The following is a 16,748-nucleotide window of genomic DNA, read 5'->3' as shown; positions in this document are numbered from 1 at the left end:
GAAAGAGGGAACGGAATTGTTCACGCATACGAATGAATCGGAACGGCTGAAGCATATGAGTTTAGAGGAAAAGGTAGGACAGCTGTTCACATTAACCAACCGGGGGACGGAGCTGACGGAGCGCACCCGCCGTCTGGTCGCAGAGCGGAAGGTCGGGGGCATCTTCCTCGACATGGACAGCTTGGTTACCCCGGAGCAGGTCCGGAGGCTGACAGCCGGCCTGCAGTGCACGGCATTGGAGGAGGGAGCGGGGCTCCCCCTCTTTATATCCGCCGATTTCGTAGCGGGAGCCGGCTGCAAGCTGCAGGGCGGAGCGGTTCATTTTCCGAAAAACAAAGCGATCGGCGCGGCCGGCGACGAGAGTCTGGCTTACGAATCCGGGAGGATTACGGCCAAGGAGTCCCTGGCGATGGGGGTGAATTTTAACTACAGCCCAGTCGTGGATATTAACAATAACCCGGACAATCCGGTTATTGGAACGCATTCCTTCGGCGAGGAGCGGGGGCTCGTGGCGCGGCTGGGCCGGGCGGTCATTCAAGGCTATCAGGAGCATGGCTTAATCGCAACGGCAAAGCATTTTCCAGGGCACGGAGATACGAATGTGGATTCCCATCTGGCGCTGCCGGTGCTGGATTTCGATACGGCGCGGCTGGAGAGCTTCGAGCTCTACCCGTTCCGCGAAGCGATTGACGCAGGCGTAGAGGCGATCATGGTAGGCCATATCGCCGTACCTGCCTGGGATGATTCTCTTCGTCCCGCCTCTCTGTCCAAGGAAATTACGACAGGCTGGCTGCGGGAAAGGCTCGGCTTCAAAGGGCTGATTGTCACGGACGGCCTCTCCATGAAGGGAGTCACTGCGGCTTACGCATTGCCGGAGGCATGCGTGCTGGCGCTGGAGGCCGGTGCCGATATCCTTCTCGCTACCGGAGAGACGCCGGAGGAAGAGGATGCGATGGTCGAAGCGGTTGTGCAGGCGGTTCGAAGCGGTCGATTGCCGCTCGAGCGGATCGAGGCATCCGTCGCGCGGATTCTGAAGACGAAGGAACGCTTTGGGTTAAGCCGGAGAAGCACCGAAGCCGGGCTGGCGGGAGCGGATTTCGCCAACGATCCTGCATATGAAGTTATCAGTCTGAAGCTGGCCAGGAAGGCGGCGGCTACCCTGAACGGCATGCGGCCTGTTCTTACGGAAAGGGAAGAGGGACTAAGCTGGACCCTGCTGTGGGATCGCCAGACGGAGGTATTCAGAGATTTGGTGAAAGAGAGCTTTCCTTTTGCAGGGGAACGCTGCTTGGATAGTTATAAGGATGCGGCGGATGCCCTGCAGGCATGCGGTCAAGGACCGGTGCTGCTGTCTCTGACGCATAACAAGCTGATGGATTCCGAGGTGCTGGAAGCCATCAGGCGGTTGTCTGCCGAAAGGAAGAACGTGTACCTCGTCCATTTTGGCTCAGGCTATGATTTGAGACACCTGACGGACGTTCCGGTATTGCTGATGTATGACCGAGCTCCTTCATTACAGAAGGCAGCCGCGGAATATGTATTAGATAAGGAGCTGCAGCCATGAGAAACGAGTTGAAGGCGGATATTGTCATTATCGGGGGAGGTACGGGCGGCTGCGCGGCGGCGCTGGCGGCAGCCCGGGCCGGCCGCAAGGTCATCATGACGGAGGAGACGGATTGGATCGGCGGACAGCTGACCAGCCAGGCGGTGCCGCCCGACGAGCATCCCTGGATCGAGCAGTTCGGCTGTACGGCGACGTACCGGGAATTCCGCAACCGCGTCCGCGACTACTACACGCGGCATTTCCCATTAGCGGAAGCGCGCGGTACAGGTATTTTCAACCCGGGCAACGCCATCGTCAGTACCATTGCTCATGAGCCTAGGACGGCATTGGCTGTGCTCACCGACATGCTGGCGCCGTATGTCCACAGCGGGCGGCTGGAAATTCTCACGGAGCATGTCCCGGTAAAGGCGGAAACCGAAGGGGACCGTGTCACAGCGGTTCATATCCGCGACGTGCGCACGGACGAGGTGACGGTGCTGCAGGCGCCTTATTTCCTGGACGCCACCGAAACGGGAGAGCTGCTTTCCTTAAGCGGTACGGAATATGTGACCGGAGCGGAATCCGTAGAGCAGACTGGCGAGCCTCACGCATTAAGCGGTGCTCCCGATCCGGCCGACATGCAGGCGTTCACCTACTGCTTCGCGGTCGATCATGTCGAAGGCGGAGAGTTTACGATCGATAAGCCGGAGCAGTACGATTTCTGGAGAAGCTACCGGGCGGATTTCTGGCCGGATCGTCAGCTCAGCTGGATGGGGCTGGTGCCCCATACGCTGGAGCCGGTAAAGTACAGCTTTTTCCCGGACGGCAAGTCGTTCTCGTTATGGAACTATAGAAGAATTATCGACAAGTCGAACTTCGCCGAAGGTGTATTCGAAAGCGATATGACCTTGGTTAACTGGCCGCAGAACGATTACTGGCTCGGCTCGGTCATTGACGTAACCGAGGAGGAGCGGGCGAAGCATCTCTACGGCGCGAAGCAGCTGAGCTTGTCACTGCTGTACTGGCTGCAGACCGAGGCTCCGCGGCCGGACGGCGGTCTGGGGTATCCCGGGCTGAGGCTGCGCAAGGATGTGGTCGGCACGAAGGACGGACTGGCCAAGGCGCCGTATATCCGCGAGTCCCGGCGCATTCAGGCGGTGACCACGATTGTAGAGCAGCACCTGAGCCCTGCTGTTCGCGGCGATAAGGGAGCGGAGGCGTATGCGGATTCGGTCGGAATCGGCTGCTACCGGATCGACCTTCATCCGAGTACGGGTCTTCGCACGTATATCGATGTATCCGCCTATCCGTTTCATATTCCGCTGGGAGCCCTGCTTCCGGTGCGAATGCGCAATTTGCTGCCGGCGGGGAAAAATATCGGGACGACGCATATTACGAACGGCTGCTACCGGCTTCATCCGGTGGAGTGGAATGTCGGAGAGGCGGCAGGCTGGCTGGCGGCGTATGCTTTAGACCGGGACTTGGAGCCGCATCAGGTTCGTGAGCGCGAGGAGGAGCTGACTTCCTTCCAAAGCCTGCTGAAGACGGCGGGAGTGGAGCTGTCTTGGCCTTCCATTCATGCCGTGTAAGGATACGGGGGTGGAAAGCATGGGGCTGTACGTAGAGAGGGGAGACCTGGTCACGGAGAAGGGAGTGCTGCGAGGAACCTCTTTACGCTCGAAGGATGGGGTCATTACGGAGCTGGGCGGCAGCCCAAGGCCAGGCGATCAAGTCCTAGAAGCCGAGGGGCTGCTCGTATTCCCGGGCTTTATCGATCTCCATGTTCACGGAGGAGACGGCGCCGATGTGACCGACGACAGTCAAGAGGCCATCGCCCGGGTGTGCCGCTTTCATGCGGCTCATGGAACGACGTCGCTGCTTCCGACGACGAGAACGCTCGGGCTTCCCGAGCTAAAGGAGGCTTTAAGGCGCTTAGCACGGTATTCGGAGGCTCCTGACCCGGCCGGGGCTGCGATGCTCGGCATTCATATGGAGGGGCCTTATCTGAATGAGCATTACAAGGGGGCACAGCGGGCGGATCTCCTGAGGACACCCTCTCTGCATGAATTGGAGGAGCTGATCGAGGCTGCCGGGTTAGCTCCTCTTCGGCTCGTAACCCTAGCCCCCGAGCTGCCTGGAGCGGCTCCGTTGGTGGAGTACCTTGCTGCTCGCGGCATCATCGTATCTGCGGGGCATTCCGGCGCGTCATATGAGCAGATGCTCCAGGCTGCGGACTGCGGTGTAAGGCACGTCACCCACGGCTTTAACGGCCTGCCCGGGCTTCATCACCGGGAGCCCGGTTTGCTCGGAGCCGTGCTGCTGGATGAACGGATCACGGTGGAGGTCATCCTTGACCTTCACCATGTTCATCCGGCTGCGGTTCAACTTCTGCTGCGCACGAAAAGTACGCGCGGTGTGGCGCTCATTACGGATGCCATGCGGGCGGCGGGCCTTCCGGACGGTACGTATGCATCGGCCGGCGGCAGGTCCGTCGAGGTGAGGCAGGGCATCGTCCGACTGCCCTCCGGGGTGTTGGCGGGCAGCACGCTTACGATGAACCGCGCGGTGAAGCACGCCGTGGAGGCGATGGGCCTCACACTGCCGGAAGCGGCGGAGGCGGCCGCCCTGACGCCGGCCAGAATCCTGGGGGAGGCGCAGCGCAAAGGCTCGATTGCGTTAGGCAAGGATGCAGACCTTGCCATCGTAGAGCCTTCTACTTATCAGGTTCAAGCAACGGTCGTTCGAGGCCGTATTATACAGAGGGGAAGATTCATCCATGACGAAGCTCCAAGCTGAGCAATTACGGATCCGGCAGGGAGAAACCGTGCTGTTTATCGGCGACAGCATTACCGATGCCGGACGACAATATGAAAACCCGAACGACCTTGGCAAGGGCTATGTCCTCATGGCCGCAGGTCTGCTTTCCGCCGCGCGGCCTGATCTTCAGCTGACCTTCTTCAATCGGGGCATCGGAGGCAACCGGGTGGGAGATTTGGAGCAGCGATGGCAGTCCGACTGCCTGGATCTGAAGCCGGACGTGGTTTCGGTACTGCTCGGAATCAATGATGTCGCCAGAGGGTTTGACAGGAACGAGCCGATCCCGGCGCCTGAATTTGCCGAGCGTTATGGGAAGCTGCTTACTGCAGCGAAGGAGCAGCTGGGCTCCCGGCTGATCATCCTTGAGCCCTTCGTGCTCCCGACCTCCGACATCCGGCGACAATGGAGAGAGGATTTGGACCTCAAAATTCATGCTCTTCGAGACCTGGCCAGGGAGATAGGAGCGGCTTATATTCCGCTGGACGGACTATTCGCCCAGGCATCTACTCAGGCGCCGTGCACCTATTGGGCGCCGGACGGTGTGCATCCATCCCCGGCAGGGCACGCACTGATTGCCTCGGCGTGGCTGAAGGCCGCAGGTATGGGAGGTGTCATCGGATGAAAATCGCCGTAGTTACGGAACGACCTTTGGACCGCTTACCCTGTGAAGGAGCGGAGCTGTTTCCTTGGTCGGAGCTGGGATCGCTTCCGCTGGAGAGCTTTGGCGCGGTGCTGCTGATCGGCTCTCCGCGAATCGATGAACCAACCAAGCTTACCGCGCCGGAGGCGGCTCGATTGTGGCGATATGTGGAAAAGGGAGGTAAGCTGTACGCCGAGCTGATAGAAGCGTTTGATTTTCCTTCGTCGCGATTGTTCGGTTGGAAGCAGGATTTCCCCAAAACGCGCAGACAGCTGGAGAAGCTTCGGATCGTGCGCGAGGATGACTCGCTGGAGCGGAACGGATTGCTGGAATGGAGCGGCGCTTATGCCGCGGGCTTCCCTGTCGGCAATGAGCCTTGGCTGGAATTCGGAGCTTACCGGGGGACCCACAAGGCAGAGGAGTCGGCGCCCCTTAGCGGCTATCCCGGATTATCCGTCCGCCGGTTGGGAGCAGGCCTGGTTGTGCACAGCGCCTTCGCGCTTTTCTCGAGCGACATGAAGGAGGCGTTCCGCCCGTACTTCCGCTGGAAGCAGGTCATCGCAGCGATAGCTGCCGAGACGGGAATTCCTTTTACCATATGGCCCCAGGCGATCCAACTGACCGGAAGCAATTCGGCCGCCGAGGCGGTAGAAGCAAGCATTCGTTGGTTTCAAGCCTCCGGCATTCTCCCGGCATTGGACGGAACCCAAGGGGTTCTGGAGAACGTACATTCGGTAACAGCGGCGCTCTCGACGGACCGCAGACCGGATTGTCACGCCCATACTGCCTTATGCTTTTATTTATACGGCCGGTGGAAGAAAGATCCCGCATGGATCGATGCTTCCCATCAGCTGCTGCAATATTTGTTTGACAACGGCTATCAGGATTTGGAGAAGGACTCTCCCTCCTACGGTTTTTTCAAATGGTATGACAATCCGGACCGTTATCCCGACCAGATGTTTACGGACGATAACGCATGGGTTTGCTTCGTGCTGTTGTACTTATACCGCAAGACGGGGCGGCCGGAATATCTTGAGCGGGGTCTGCCCTTGGCCGAGGCTCTGCTCGCTACGCAAGGGGAGCACTGCGTCAGACCGAATGTGCTGCTTCGCGGTCAGCTGAAGGAGCTGGGAAGGGAAGGAGCTGCGGAGCTGCCGCCGAGCCTGAACCCGCACTTTGAGAGCATCGCCCATGCGGCGTTCATTCAAGCCTACCTAGTGACGGGAGAGGAGTCGTACGTGCACAAAGCTGTTCAAGGGAGCCGTTACATGGCCGACCGGATGGAGCAGCTAAACTTCATGTACAGCCGGACCTCGGGCTTAAACCGCTTCCTTCTGCCTCTCGGCTATTTGAGCCGGAAGCACGACTCCAGCGGTGAAACGGCTGCGGCATTGGAGCACATTTTCCAGTACCTGTTGTCAAAGCAGCACCCCATGGGAGGAATCGAGGAGGCGGACAACCCGGATCCGGACCGTTTCGGGAAGGAGGATGCCGGCGTCTACATTCATAATGGCGAAGGCATTGCCGACCAGCTGTATACGAACAATTTTCTCCTGATGAACGCCTGGGAGGTATGGAAGGCTACGGGAGACGAGCGCTTTAAGACGTTCTACGACCGGCTGTCCGGCTTCCTGTGCGGGATTCAAATCAGCAGCGCGGATTCCCGTTACCATGGCGGGTGGATGCGTGCGTTCGATTTGCAGCATGGGGAGTATTTCGGCAACAACGGAGATACCGGCTGGGGACCTTACTGTCTGGAGAGCGGCTGGACGCAGGCGATCATCTCCGCCGGCTTGCTGCTGGGCTTATTGAACGAGTCTTTATTCGAGTAATTGTGTCCTGAGGAGGCACGGAAAGGAGCAGAAGCGATATGAGAAGCATGATTCCCAAAAGAGGGCTGGTGGTCTCCTGTCAGGCGCTGCCTTACGAGCCGCTGTACGGCTCTCACCACATGGCGGCCATGGCGAGGGCTGCGGGGGAAGGCGGCGCATGCGGCATCCGGGCCAACAGCCCCGAGGATATCAGCGCTATCCGCGAAGCGGTCGGGCTGCCGATCATTGGGCTGTGGAAACGGGATTACAAGGGCTTCGACGTATACATTACCCCAACGCTTGAGGATGCGATAGCTGTGTATGAAGCCGGGGCGGACATTGTTGCCCTGGATGCGACAAGCCGTCCCCGTCCGGACGGGCTGGAGCTGGCGGAGGTTCTCCGCGAGCTGAAGAAGCGGGGCATTCCGGTTATGGCGGATATCTCCACCTATGAAGAGGGTGTAAATGCGGCTGCCCTGGGGGCCGATTATGTTTCGACCACTCTTTCCGGCTATACGCCGTACAGCCAAACCAAGCTTCCGAATTTGGACCTGGTCGAACAGCTGTCGCAGGTGCTGGAGGTGCCCACGGTAGCCGAGGGAGGCGTCTCCACACCCGAGGAGGCCCGCAGCGCGCTCGACCGCGGCGCACACTTTGTCGTGGTGGGCTCTGCGATTACAAGGCCGCAGCTCATCACAGCCCAGTTCGCGGCAAGCTTAGGAGGGTTCGATGCATGAGGAAGCCTTGCATCGGCATTGACCTGGGCGGAACCGGCATTAAGGGCGGCGTAGTCGGTCCGCAGGGCGACGTCCTGATTGAACGGGTGAGGCGGACGCCGGTCGAGGAAGGGCGTGACGGAATTTTGCGGGAGCTGACGGCAATGATTCAGGAGCTGCTGGACGATCCTACCTCGGAAGGCGCCGCGGCTGCGATCGGTATCGGCTCTGCCGGCCGAATCGACGTATCCGCCGGAACTGTGCGGTATGCGACGGACAATTTGCCCGGCTGGACGGGAACCCCGCTGAGTGAGCTGATGGAAGACCGGTTCGGTCTTCCCGTGTACGTCGACAACGATGTGAATGCCGCCGCAGTGGGAGAAGCTTGGCTCGGGCAGGACACGGAAGAGTCCGCCGTCAGCGCTCCGGTGGTGTTTATCGCCCTAGGGACCGGTGTGGGGGGAGCCGTCGTGTACGAGGGGAACATCATTCACGGCGTGAACGGGGGGGCCGGAGAGGTCGGACATCTGCTGCTGAAACCGGGAGGTCATCCCTGCAGCTGCGGCCAAAGAGGCTGCCTTGAGCAGTACGCCTCAGGTACGGCATTGAACCGGATCGCTGCGGAGCTTTCACCGGATTGGAACAGCCGGATGCTGCTGCAGAGGTGCGCGGAGGGGGAGCCGCGTGCCGTTGCTGCGGTTCGGGCGTTCGCTGCGGATGTAGCCGCCGGGCTGATCAGCATTCGGAACGTCATCGACCCGGCCAAATTTATTCTTGGCGGCGGGTTAGTCGATTCGCACGAAGTTTGGTGGGACTATGTGACGGACAGCCTCGCCTCCATGTCCAAGCATCGGACGATCATCGAGAAGGCGAAGCTCGGCAATCGGGCCGGTATGATCGGGGCCGCGAAGCTGGCGATGACGAAAGCGGCCGTGGGTCACTAAAGGTTATATGTAAGCCGGGATCAGGGAAGAACGTTTTCCTGTTTCCCGGCTTTTTAGCGCTGCGGCTGGTTCAATTTTCCACAGGGTATGACATTTATCATATATACGCATTGACGTTTATGACTACTGCGAATAAGTACCAGCTCCTATAATAAAACTATAACCTAGTTTGTCATACGTCCGGACTACGGTCCTGAGCGTCGAAATCGAGGAGGAAACCGACCCATGCAGCATCCGAACATCGCCCAATTAAAGAAGGCCGTCGCACCTTATGAGAAAACCGACACAAAGGCGAGCGTCCGGCAAATGCTTAACACCTTAGTGCCTCTAGTGCTGCTTTGGTATGGAGCTTATCTGAGCTTGTCCGTTTCCTATTGGCTCACCTTGCCGCTGGCGATTACAGCTGCCGGTTTTGTGGTCCGCACGTTTATTATATTCCATGATTGCTGCCATCAATCGTTTTTCAAAAGCCGGCTGGCTAATGACGTCGTAGGCACCCTGACCGGCGTGCTGACGCTGTTCCCTTACGAGCAGTGGAAAAATGAGCATGCGATTCATCACGCCTCCAGCAGCAACTTGGATAAGCGCGGCGTCGGCGATGTCTGGATTATGACGGTTGACGAGTATGTGGCCGCCTCATTCTGGCGTCGTATGGCCTATCGGATTTATCGGAATCCCCTACTGATGTTTGCCTTCGGCCCGATTTATATTACGGCCGTTGCCTATCGCTTTAACCGCAAAGGCGCACGCCGCAAGGAGCGCATCAATAATTATCTTACCAATGTGCTGATCGCAGCTCTGTATACCGCGTTGATCATGACGGTAGGTTGGCAATCGTTCCTGCTGGTGCAAGGTCCCGTCGTTTTCGTTTCCGCATTACTGGGCATTTGGCTTTTCTATGTGCAGCATACGTTCGAAGACTCCTACTTCGAGAACGAGGAAGAGTGGAGCTACGTGAAAGCCGCCGTCGAAGGCAGCTCGTTCTATAAGCTTCCGAAGCTGCTGCAATGGATCACTGGGAATATCGGATTTCATCATGTGCATCACTTAAGCCCGAAGGTGCCGAACTATTTGCTGGAGAAGGCGCATGAGGAGACGCCGCCGCTGCAGAAGGCAACGACGATCACTCTCCGCACCAGCTTGAAGTCTCTTCGCTACCGTCTGTGGGATGAGAAGAACAAAGGCTTCGTCAGCTTCGGCGACATCAAGCACATGACCTCCCGGGAGGCGGTGAAGGTTCGCCGCGCCAGCTTGCAAGGTGAATAACCCTGTCCTACAATGGAGGTACAGGCATGCCAGCAGTGCCGGAAAAGGATGGACCGCCATGCAAAAATGGTATCAAATTTTTCAGCGAAGCACCGGCCTAAGCCCATATGTGTGGGTTGTGTTCTATATTTTACCGTTCTACTTCATCTTCCGCTCGTCGTCTCCCTATGAGATTGCGAGCGGAATTGCCATGATTATTTTATTTTTCATATGTTATGTCTTATCCTTCGTATCCCGCGGCTGGCTCGTTTATTTCTGGACCGGCGTGCAGGTGCTGATCTCGATTGCGATGACTTTGTTGTTCGGATACGTGTATTTTTCCTTGTTTCTGGCGTTTTTTATCGGGAACATTCAGAATCGCGTCGCCTTCTTCACGCTTTATTCCATTCACCTAGTCAGCACCTTCGTCACGATCAATGTGGGGTTTGTCAAGCAAACGTCCGTATTCATTACCCAGCTTCCCTTTGTTCTGGTCTGCTTGATCGCCGTGATTCTTCTTCCCTTCACAACCTATTCGCGAAATAAAAGGGATAAGCTGCAGGGCCAGCTGGAGGATGCGAACAAACGAATCTCCGAGCTGGTGAAGCTGGAGGAGCGGCAGAGGATCGCCCGGGATTTGCACGATACACTAGGCCAGAAGCTTTCGCTCATCGGGCTGAAGAGTGATTTGGCGGGCAAGCTTCTGACTATGAACCCGAGCGGGGCACAGCATGAGCTGGACGAGATTCGCCAGACCGCCCGTATTGCGCTCAAGGAGGTCAGGGAGATGGTGACCCAGATGCGCGGTACCCGGCTGGAGGATGAAATGTTCCGCGTTAAGCAGATTCTCAAGGCTGCGGACATTGAATTCACGCTTGACGGAGACCCTCAGCTGCTTAGCACGTCGCTGATGACGGAGAATGTACTCAGCATGTGTCTGAAGGAAGCGATCACCAACGTGGTGAAGCACAGCCAGGCTTCCGAATGCTCCGTCGTCATTCAGCCTTCTGCGAAGGAGCTCGTTTTGCGGGTGAAGGACAACGGGGTAGGTATTGCCGGAGAGACCGTTTGTTTTCGGGGCAACGGATTGCGAGGAATGAGAGAACGGCTGGAGTTCGTAAACGGATGTATGGAGATTGCCGGGGATAACGGGACGACCGTTACCATTACCGTACCGAATGTGCATCAGGCACAGGATAAGGAGGCAGGCACCTTATGATACGTATCGTAATTGCGGAGGATCAGCGCATGCTGCTCGGCGCTCTCGCATCCTTGCTGGAGCTGGAGCCCGATATGACGGTCGTGGGACGTGCCGCGAACGGAGAAGAGGCGGTCAAGCTGGTGAAGCAGCTGAAACCGGATATTTGCATCATGGATATCGAGATGCCGGCCAAGAGCGGACTGGATGCGGCCGAGGAGCTGCGCGGATCCGGCTGCAAAGTGATGATCCTGACGACCTTCGCCCGCCCTGGCTATTTCGAACGGGCGCTTCGCGCGGGGGCCCACGGCTACCTGCTGAAGGATAGCCCGAGCGAGGAGCTGGCCAGCTCCATCCGCAGCATCATGGCCGGACGGCGCATTTTCGCTCCCGAGCTTGTCGATGACGCTTACGCCGAGGAGAACCCGCTGACGGAGCGGGAGCGAGAGGTTCTCGGGCTGATGGCCGACGGCAAGAATACGAAGGAAATCGCAAGGCAACTGTATCTCACGACGGGGACGGTGCGCAACTATATTTCCGTGATCCTCGACAAACTGGATGTGACCAACCGGGTTGAGGCGATCAAGCGGTTTACCGAAAAAGGCTGGTTTAAGTAAAAACCGGAGCAAGTGTCCATTCGTTGGGCACGGGCTCCGGTTTTTTTTACTCTTCAGAGGCGAGACGGGACGGCCCGGGCAGGTGAAGCCGCTTCAATTGCCGATCCAACGCTGCGAATAACAAAGGAGACTGAGTCTCTACAAGCTAAGGGCATGTAGGGCTTCCTTCTCCTTGATTTCGTTCTTACTTTCCTTCCGCTTCTTCGATTTCCAGGCATGCCATGACGAATGGGGCGAAGCCCTTCGGATCGTCACGGCGAATCGGTTCACTGATGTAATATTCGAAGGAGCCGTCGCGGTACGGCTTGTTGCCGAGACCGGCTACGCTGCAGATGCCGTTCAGATGCATCGATCCGTCCTCGTCCTTCTCGACGTAGCGGTCCAGCAAGCCCTGATGCGCTTTGCGGGCCGCGTTCAGCGCCCAGCCGCCAAGATAGCCCTTATTGGCGCCTTTGGCCAGCGCACAGGTGAACATGGACGAGCAGGATGCCTCCAGGTAGTTGCCTTTGCGGTGCCCTTGATCTACCACTTGATACCAGAGGCCGCTTTCTTCATCCTGGAATTTTACAATCGCTTCCGACAGACGGTAGAAGATGCCGATGATGAGGCCGCGCTTCGGATGATCCAGCGGCAGGAAGTCAAGCACATCAACGATAGCCATTACGTACCAGCCTAAGGCGCGTCCCCAGAAATGCGGCGACAGACCGGTTACGGAGTCCGCCCAGCGCTCTTCCTTGCTCTCATCCCAGCCGTGATAGAGCAGACCGGTGCGAGGATCGCGGGAGACGCGCTCCATGAGAATGATTTCGTTGGCTACATCGTCATACCAGTGGTGGTCACCGAAGGTATGCGCGTACTGAGCCAGCAATGGAGAGGTCATATAGACGCCGTCCAGCCACATTTGGAACGGATAAATTTTCTTATGCCACAGTCCGCCTTCACTGGTGCGGGGATGACTTTTCATTTGTGTCACAAGCAGCTCGATCGCTTTACGATACTTTTCCTTGCCGGTTTCCGCGTAAAGCACGAATAGGGACTTCCCTTGATTGATCATGTCTACATTGTATTCGTTCAGCTCGTAAGTCGCGATGGAGCCGTCCTCTTGAATGAACAGGTCGTTGTTCTCCTGAATATAACGGAGATATTTGTCGTCCCCCGTGCGGCGCCACATCCGTTCGAAGGCTGTCAGGATCGTACCGTTCTCGTAGTTCCAGCAGCGTCTTTTCTGAAAAGGCATGTCCGATACGAGCGGATACTGCTGCATGAAGGATTCGGACATAATGGATGACCATGGCTTATTCGTAGTCAAGAATGTTCCCTCCCAAAGGATCTGTATACCATCATGTTATCGTATCCATTATTGGGAATACAATGCTCCGCTGATCACTTTGCGCAACTTCAAATGAGATGATTATCCCGGTTACTCTGCGAAAATAAGAAGCCGCCCTTCGCTGGAAGGACGGCAGAATCGTTTCGAATTATACGTTGCTGATGTATTGATTCAATGTTGCTTTGATCAATTCCAGTCGGCCGGATTGGTTGACGATTGGGTTGTTTTGCAGCGCGTAAGCCTCAAGTGTCTTGAAGTTCGCCTTGCCGGATACGATGTCCGCCCCGATGCCGGACTTGTAGGAAGCGTAGCGTGTATCGAGAATTTGCTCGAATACGCGGTCCTCGATCAGCTTGGCGGCAACCTGCAGCCCTCTTGCAAAAGCATCCATACCGGCAATATGCGCGTAAACGACGTCGATCGGCTCGAAGGACGTACGGCGAACCTTCGCATCGAAGTTTACACCGCCGCGGCCGATGCCGCCTTCGTTAAGCAAGATCTCGTACATGGCCAGCGTCGTGGAGTACAGATCCGTCGGGAACTCATCGGTATCCCAGCCGAGCAGCATGTCGCCTTGGTTGGCGTCGATGGAGCCGAGCACTCCGTTAATACGGGATACACGGAGCTCGTGCTCGAAGGTATGACCTGCGAGTGTCGCGTGGTTCGCTTCGATATTCAGCTTGAAGTAAGGCAGCAGATCGTATTGGCGCAGGAACGAAAGCGTAGTAGCCGCGTCAAAATCGTACTGATGCTTCGAAGGCTCCTTCGGCTTCGGCTCGATTAGGAATTGGGCGTCGAAGCCGATTTCCTTCGCGTAGTCAACCGCCATGTGCAGGAAGCGGGCCAGGTTGTCAAGCTCAAGGCCAAGATCCGTATTCAGCAGCGTTTCGTAACCTTCGCGGCCGCCCCAGAATACATAGTTTTCTGCGCCCAGCTCTTTACCGTGCTCGAGCGCCTTCTTCACCTGCGCCGCTGCGTAGGCGAATACGTCTGCGTTGTTGGAAGTCGATGCCCCGTGCACGAAGCGCGGGTTGGAGAACATGTTGGCTGTATTCCAGAGCAGCTTCTTGCCCGATGCCTTCATGTTGTCTTTAATTAAAGCGACGATGGCGTCGAGGTTCTTGTTCGTCTCTTGCAGCGTATCGCCTTCAGGAGCGATATCACGGTCATGGAAGGCGAAGTAGTCGACATCCAGAATGTTCAACAGCTCGAAGCATGCTTCTACGCGCGCCTTGGCGAGGTCCATGCCGGAAAATTTATCCCAATCGCGGATCGCTGTGCCCGCGCCGAACGGGTCGGAGCCGGAGCCTGTGAATGCGTGCCAGTAAGCAACAGCGAAGCGAAGGTGCTCGCGCATGCTTTTGCCAAGAACGACTTGGTCCGGGTTGTAGTACTTAAAGGAAAGCGGGTTGGTCGATTGTCTGCCTTCAAATTGAATCTTCGAAACGTTGCCAAAATAACTCACAGAGCATCCCTCCGGATAAAATGAATGATGACCGTTCCGCAGCCCGATCGCCGCGGACGAAACGCTTACAAATCCCATGATAGCATGCTTTGATTACTTTGTAAATTGATTAAACAAACTTAGTTCGTGCAAAGTGATGTCGATTCATGCTAGAATCGAAAGAAGAATGATTGGCAGAGGGTCGGAGGCAGCAGAATGAAGCAAACCGGGGATTTAACTTTAGTAAAACGTATGAATAAATCGATCGTGCTGAATCATATCCGATTTGATTCACCGATCTCGCGCGCGCGAATTGCCGAGCTGACCGGACTGACGAAGGCAACGGTGTCGAGTCTGGTGGCGGAATGGATTGAGAGCGGGCTGGTCCGAGAGATCGGGGAGGGTGCCTCAAGCGGGGGGCGCAAGCCGGTGATGCTGGTTTTCGATGCGACCGCAGGCTATGTGGTTGGAGTCGATCTGGGGACCGATTATGTACTGGCGGTGCTGACGGATTTGAACGGTAATGTGGTGGAGGAGTCTCGCTCAAAGCATGAGAATGAGTCGGTCGATGCGGTGATCGGTGCGGTGAAGGCGGGCATTCGGGAGGTGGCTGGACGCGTGCCGGATTGCCGCTACGGCGTCGTCGGCATCGGCATCGGCATCCCGGGGATCAGCGATGAAGAGGGGAATGTGCTGTTCGCGCCGAATCTCGGCTGGGAGAATGTGCCTCTGCAGCAGCGGATCGAGGAGGAATTCGGCTTGCCGGTCGTGATCGAGAATGAAGCGAACGCCGGTGCTGTCGGGGAGCAGCGCTTCGGGGCGGCGCAGGACTCGAGCTTCCTCGTGTATGTCAGTATCGGCAGCGGGATCGGCACGGGCATTCTGATCAAGGGTGAGCTGTTCCGCGGCTCCACCGGGTTTTCCGGCGAGCTCGGACATGTAACGATCGAGCATAACGGCAAGCCGTGCCGCTGCGGGAACGCAGGCTGCTGGGAGCTGTATGCCTCGGAGAAGGCGCTTGTGGAGGATGCTCGCAATGCGATCCCCGGCGTCAAAGTGGATGCACTGCTGCAGCTGGCGTCGGATGGAGAGCCCGCGGCAATAGAAGCCTTCGGCAGGCTCGGCCGATATTTAGGAATCGGAATGGTTAACATCATTAATGGTTTTAATCCTGAATCGATTGTGATCGGAGGACGGCTCGCCACAGCGGAGGCTTGGCTAAAGGAGCCGATCCGGGAAGTGATCGAAAGCCGCTCGCTCCCGTATCCGAGAGCATCGCTTAAAGTGCAGTTCTCCAGCCTTGGTATGAGGTCTACCGTGCTGGGCGTATGCTCGCTCTCGATCTCTCGCTTTTTTGCCGGGGCGACAGCGGAGTAGGGGAGGTCGTGTGAAATAGCGTCCCCGCGTGCCGTTAACCCCACGCCGCCGCCGTGATGAGGACTATCAGCTCGGAGATAGCGCCCCTCCGTGCCGTTAAAAGATAGGACCGCCCTTCTCCATCCGGAGAGAGCGGTCCTTGTGCTTTACGACGAGTTACCGCAAAGCAAACCTATAATGATTGACCCAACAAGACCATGAAATCCACCGTTATCGCTGTCCCGCAAAGCTGCAGAGCTTTTTGCCGCTGCTGCTCCGTAACCCCCCAGGACAGGGGCGTCATGTCAACTAAGGAGTCGAGCAGCGAAGGGTTCAAGCTCACGCGATAGCGAACGCGTTTCACCTCGGTCCGTTCAAAATACTTTTGAAATTGGGCGAGGGTATGATCGTTCGAATAGGTTTTCCTAGCGGAGCCTTTGTACAGCAAATCTCTAAGCTCCATCAGGTATTCGCTGCCGGGAATGACCTTGAGCACTGTTCCGCCCGCAGCGGCGATTCTTTGAAATTCCGTATAATTGGCGGGTGAAAGCACATTTAGAACAAAATGAAACTGTCGAGACGCAAAAGGACAATTCGCGATATCGGCAACAAACCACATCGCGCCTTTATATTCCGCGGCCGCCAGGCTGATACCCTCCTTCGAGAGATCGATTCCGACGGCGAGCGGCGGATGGCAAAGATCTTGCTCCAGCTTCATACGGATGCCGGATAAAAGCGAGCCCTCTCCGCATCCGGCATCCAGGATCGTAAGGGGCTGCCCAGGCGAATGCCTGCCGCGGATGCCCTCGACTAAGGCTTGGTTCAGCGGCTCAAAGAAGCCGCTCACAGCCATCCTTCTTCTGGAGTCAAACAGACGCTTATCATATTTGGATTGCATGCTTCGATTCAGTAGATTGACGTACCCCAGCTTCGAGATATCAAAGCAGTGCCGGCTCCCGCAAACGATACTGCGCGATTCGACTGTACGCATCGGACCTAAGCATAAGGGGCAACGTAAAACCCCGCTATGATGAGCCAGGAGGTCAATAAAGCTCACCTGGCTTTTGTTGTTGGACACAATAAATAC

The 16,748-nt window shown here is 57.1% G+C and carries 14 protein-coding genes; 11 read left to right on the top strand and 3 right to left on the bottom strand.

The window, feature by feature from the left end; all coding sequences use genetic code 11:
- Window positions 1–16: 16 nt before the first annotated feature.
- The 10 genes from RAC89_RS07150 (at window position 17) to RAC89_RS07105 (ending at window position 11,531) form a co-directional block, all read left to right on the top strand.
- Entirely contained in the window at window positions 17–1,564 is a 1,548-nt protein-coding gene (locus RAC89_RS07150) for a glycoside hydrolase family 3 protein (RefSeq protein WP_306612700.1), read from the top strand.
- Entirely contained in the window at window positions 1,561–3,132 is a 1,572-nt protein-coding gene (locus tag RAC89_RS07145; protein WP_306612699.1) for an FAD-dependent oxidoreductase, read from the top strand. The genes RAC89_RS07150 and RAC89_RS07145 overlap by 4 nt, the downstream gene beginning before the upstream one ends.
- A complete protein-coding gene (gene nagA, locus RAC89_RS07140; RefSeq protein WP_306612697.1) occupies window positions 3,122–4,339 on the top strand; it encodes an N-acetylglucosamine-6-phosphate deacetylase in 1,218 nt (405 codons plus the stop codon). Before RAC89_RS07145 ends, nagA begins: the two co-directional genes overlap by 11 nt.
- Window positions 4,320–4,982: an SGNH/GDSL hydrolase family protein gene (locus tag RAC89_RS07135; RefSeq protein ID WP_306612696.1), complete on the top strand. Its 663-nt coding sequence runs from the start codon at window positions 4,320–4,322 to the stop codon at window positions 4,980–4,982. The genes nagA and RAC89_RS07135 overlap by 20 nt, the downstream gene beginning before the upstream one ends.
- Window positions 4,979–6,832 carry a hypothetical protein gene (locus RAC89_RS07130; RefSeq protein WP_306612694.1) on the top strand — a complete coding sequence of 618 codons (1,854 nt, stop codon included), beginning with the start codon at window positions 4,979–4,981 and terminating at the stop codon, window positions 6,830–6,832. Before RAC89_RS07135 ends, RAC89_RS07130 begins: the two co-directional genes overlap by 4 nt.
- A gap of 38 nt (window positions 6,833–6,870) precedes the next feature.
- Window positions 6,871–7,548, top strand: coding sequence for an N-acetylmannosamine-6-phosphate 2-epimerase (locus tag RAC89_RS07125; protein WP_306612693.1), 678 nt, complete (start codon window positions 6,871–6,873; stop codon window positions 7,546–7,548).
- Complete coding sequence (locus RAC89_RS07120) at window positions 7,545–8,471, top strand: ROK family protein (RefSeq protein WP_306612691.1); 927 nt, start codon at window positions 7,545–7,547, stop codon at window positions 8,469–8,471. Before RAC89_RS07125 ends, RAC89_RS07120 begins: the two co-directional genes overlap by 4 nt.
- Before the next feature lie 225 nt (window positions 8,472–8,696).
- Complete coding sequence (gene desA / locus RAC89_RS07115) at window positions 8,697–9,737, top strand: Delta(5) desaturase DesA (RefSeq protein ID WP_306612689.1); 1,041 nt, start codon at window positions 8,697–8,699, stop codon at window positions 9,735–9,737.
- A 58-nt stretch (window positions 9,738–9,795) separates the two neighbouring features.
- Entirely contained in the window at window positions 9,796–10,935 is a 1,140-nt protein-coding gene (locus RAC89_RS07110) for a sensor histidine kinase (RefSeq protein WP_284641508.1), read from the top strand.
- Window positions 10,932–11,531 carry a response regulator transcription factor gene (locus tag RAC89_RS07105; RefSeq protein WP_306612688.1) on the top strand — a complete coding sequence of 200 codons (600 nt, stop codon included), beginning with the start codon at window positions 10,932–10,934 and terminating at the stop codon, window positions 11,529–11,531. The genes RAC89_RS07110 and RAC89_RS07105 overlap by 4 nt, the downstream gene beginning before the upstream one ends.
- Before the next feature lie 184 nt (window positions 11,532–11,715).
- On the opposite strand, the gene RAC89_RS07100 is transcribed toward RAC89_RS07105, so the two are convergent.
- Entirely contained in the window at window positions 11,716–12,810 is a 1,095-nt protein-coding gene (locus tag RAC89_RS07100; protein WP_373430008.1) for a glycoside hydrolase family 88/105 protein, read from the bottom strand.
- A gap of 199 nt (window positions 12,811–13,009) precedes the next feature.
- Window positions 13,010–14,326 (bottom strand): xylose isomerase, encoded by a 1,317-nt coding sequence (gene xylA / locus RAC89_RS07095; RefSeq protein ID WP_306612685.1) that lies wholly within the window; start codon window positions 14,324–14,326, stop codon window positions 13,010–13,012.
- A gap of 195 nt (window positions 14,327–14,521) precedes the next feature.
- On the opposite strand from xylA, the gene RAC89_RS07090 reads away from it, so the two are divergent.
- Window positions 14,522–15,682, top strand: a complete 1,161-nt coding sequence (locus RAC89_RS07090) for an ROK family transcriptional regulator (RefSeq protein ID WP_306612684.1) — start codon at window positions 14,522–14,524, stop codon at window positions 15,680–15,682.
- Window positions 15,683–15,854: 172 nt separating this feature from the next.
- On the opposite strand, the gene RAC89_RS07085 is transcribed toward RAC89_RS07090, so the two are convergent.
- The gene (locus RAC89_RS07085; RefSeq protein ID WP_373430007.1) at window positions 15,855–16,718 is read right to left on the bottom strand and encodes a putative RNA methyltransferase; all 864 of its coding nucleotides are present in this window, start codon (window positions 16,716–16,718) and stop codon (window positions 15,855–15,857) included.
- Window positions 16,719–16,748: the final 30 nt, after the last annotated feature.

Origin of the sequence: Paenibacillus sp. GD4, assembly GCF_030846225.1 — a bacterium.
Lineage (GTDB): Bacteria > Bacillota > Bacilli > Paenibacillales > NBRC-103111 > Paenibacillus_G > Paenibacillus_G silviterrae.
Note: the sequence above shows the minus strand (reverse complement) of the source record. Positions and strands in the feature narration are given on the sequence as shown.

Coding starts and splice junctions, on each gene's coding strand:
- RAC89_RS07145 (WP_306612699.1), top strand. CDS start 1,561: ATGAGAAACGAGTTGAAGGCGGATATTGTCATTATCGGGGGAGGTACG.
- nagA (WP_306612697.1), top strand. CDS start 3,122: ATGCCGTGTAAGGATACGGGGGTGGAAAGCATGGGGCTGTACGTAGAG.
- RAC89_RS07135 (WP_306612696.1), top strand. CDS start 4,320: ATGACGAAGCTCCAAGCTGAGCAATTACGGATCCGGCAGGGAGAAACC.
- RAC89_RS07130 (WP_306612694.1), top strand. CDS start 4,979: ATGAAAATCGCCGTAGTTACGGAACGACCTTTGGACCGCTTACCCTGT.
- RAC89_RS07125 (WP_306612693.1), top strand. CDS start 6,871: ATGAGAAGCATGATTCCCAAAAGAGGGCTGGTGGTCTCCTGTCAGGCG.
- RAC89_RS07120 (WP_306612691.1), top strand. CDS start 7,545: ATGAGGAAGCCTTGCATCGGCATTGACCTGGGCGGAACCGGCATTAAG.
- desA (WP_306612689.1), top strand. CDS start 8,697: ATGCAGCATCCGAACATCGCCCAATTAAAGAAGGCCGTCGCACCTTAT.
- RAC89_RS07110 (WP_284641508.1), top strand. CDS start 9,796: ATGCAAAAATGGTATCAAATTTTTCAGCGAAGCACCGGCCTAAGCCCA.
- RAC89_RS07105 (WP_306612688.1), top strand. CDS start 10,932: ATGATACGTATCGTAATTGCGGAGGATCAGCGCATGCTGCTCGGCGCT.
- RAC89_RS07100 (WP_373430008.1), bottom strand. CDS start 12,810: ATGTCCGAATCCTTCATGCAGCAGTATCCGCTCGTATCGGACATGCCT.
- RAC89_RS07090 (WP_306612684.1), top strand. CDS start 14,522: ATGAAGCAAACCGGGGATTTAACTTTAGTAAAACGTATGAATAAATCG.